This is a genomic window from Methylobacterium sp. B1, from assembly GCF_000333255.1.
GTDB lineage: Bacteria > Pseudomonadota > Alphaproteobacteria > Rhizobiales > Beijerinckiaceae > Methylobacterium > Methylobacterium fujisawaense.
Genome location: NZ_BACT01000720.1, coordinates 1 through 2,269, shown reverse-complemented (window position 1 = coordinate 2,269; position 2,269 = coordinate 1). Strand labels below are relative to the sequence as shown.

At 68.5% G+C, this 2,269-nt stretch carries 1 protein-coding gene; it reads right to left on the bottom strand.

The genetic code is table 11. The features are described 5' to 3' along the window. A partial coding sequence (locus tag I53_RS21050; protein WP_043354323.1) for an ATP-binding cassette domain-containing protein occupies positions 1–2,269 on the bottom strand: 2,269 nt, incomplete at both ends.

The window sequence follows — 2,269 nt, the reverse complement described above, 5'->3', positions numbered from 1 at the left end:
GAGCGCTCCGTGCGCGCCCAGACCACCGGACGATGCGCGACGACGATGCGCGTGAGGTCCAAGCGCGCGAGCGTATCGATCAGCTTGCCTTGTGCCGCATCGTCGAGCGCGCTGGTGGCTTCGTCTAGGATCAGGATCGCCGGCGTCTGCGCTAGCGCCCGGGCGATCAGGATGCGCTGGATCTGCCCCAGGGAAAGACCCGATCCCGCTTCGCTCACAAGGGTCCTGAGGCCCATGGGCAGCGCGTGGAGTTCGTCGGCGACACCGGCCTGCTCGGCGAAATGCCACGCCGCGTCGAGCGGGATGTCGGTGACGCCGCGGATGTTGTCGTAGAGCGATCCCGGGAACAAGGTGCTGTTCTGGAGCACGACGCCGAGCCTGCGCGTGAGCTGGCGCCGATCGACGCGCGCGAGGTCGTACCCGTCCAGAAGCACGCTGCCCATCTGCGGCTGTTCGAGACCGGCGAGCACCCGCAGGAGCGTGGATTTGCCGCTGCCCGAGGGGCCGGCGATGCTGACGAATTCGCCCTGGCGGATCGAGACGCTCACGTGGTCGAGGGCGCGCTTCGCGCCGTACAGGAAACTCACGTCGACCACGTCGATGTGGCCGTTCAGATGCGGCACGGCGGCCCCGGTCACGAGCGGTTCGGTCTGGAAATCCAGCAAGGGCCGGGCAAGCTTCGCCATGGGCAGCAGCTTGGCCGTCCCCATCACCGCGTGCGACAGGTCCTTGCCGGCGCGGATCAGGCGGCTGAGTGCCAGGACGAAAGTGACGGCGGCACCGGCCGTCAGAGTCTGGGTAGCCCCGGCATAGGCAACGGCTGCAAAGCAGGTCGCGAGCATCAGGGCGTCCCACAGGTGCTCGAAGATCGGAACGATGTTGCTGATGCGCGCCGAGCGCAGGAGGCGCGTCTGAAAGGCGAGGAAGTTCTCGCTCCACTGCGTGAAGGCGCGCTTCTCGAGCCGGCTGCCGCGCGCCATCGGGACGAGGCGGACGAGATCGTACACGAAGGCGAGCACGATCACGTCCATCCGCTCGCCCTCATAGATGGCCTTGAACTGAAGCCATCCGACGAGAGCGGTCACTCCGAAGAGCAGCAGCACGAGACCGATGCCGATGAGGCCAGCGACCGGCGAGATGAACGCGACGAGGATCGCCGATGCCAAGCCGCTGATCAGGGCGAGGAGCGCGACGACGGCGAAGCCGACGACAGCCCGGCGGAACTTCTCCACCGTCTCCATCTCGGTGGCGAGGATCAAGGTGGTTGAGGATCGCAGATCCGCAGGGGACAAGCGCAGCAGGCGGTCGACCATGGCCGCGTGCAGCGCCAATCCGGCTTTCCCCTGGGCCCGGAGTTGCGCGAGCTGGCCGACGACGAAGAAGGCCGTCTCGACCATCAGCGATATCGCCAGCACCGTGAGCAGCTGTGCCAGGAACTCGGTATCGGCTGTGTGGACGGCGATGTTGATGATCTGCTGTGAGGCGATGGGCGGCAGCAGCGCGAGCAGCGTGCCCAGGATCCCGCAGGCCACGAGCAGCAGGATGTCGCCCAGGGCGAAACCGAGGCCGAAGCCGAGAACCCCGCGATAGGTCAGCGGGCTGCCCGGCAGTGTGCGGCACAAGGCGAACGCTTGTGGACCCAGCCGCGACCAGTCGCTCTTCCTCATCCGCCTCGGGCGCGCACCGGGCTCGGCGGGGTCCAGATCGTAGGCGCCCCAGAGACGCGGCTTGATGAGGCATGGCCGATCCTCACGGTCGAAAGCCAGGACGGGGCCGTCACCCTGCAATGGCGTGCCCGCCTCCAGGCGCAGGACACGCAGGCGCATGTGGTTGGCGATCGCGAAGCGCTCAAGGTAATTCGCACGGGACTCCCCGTCGTTTGGCCGAAGTGGCACGGGCTTCTCGCCCATCGCTTCGACCCATCGCGCGGCAGCGGCCGTGAGCGGGGTCTGGGTGCCGGACCCCGCGCGGCGGAACCGATTCCGCAGGAGTTGCGCATAGCCCGAGAGGGTCGCATCAAAGGCCGCGTCCTGGGCTGTGGATGCCCGATGCCCGGCAGTCTCCGCATCGGCCACGGCCAGCGCGTCGACCACGGCTTCCTGCAAGGCCAGGCTGGCATGTCCGGGCTCGGTCGGCCCCTGCGCGCCGTCGCCGGATACGTCCAGCGCGGCCGCAGCCCGGTGCCAGGCCGCAGCCCAAAGCGCGAGGCCGTCGCGATCGCCGCCAGCTGCCAGCACAAGCGTCGCCCGCGCCCGGATGACGCTGCCGG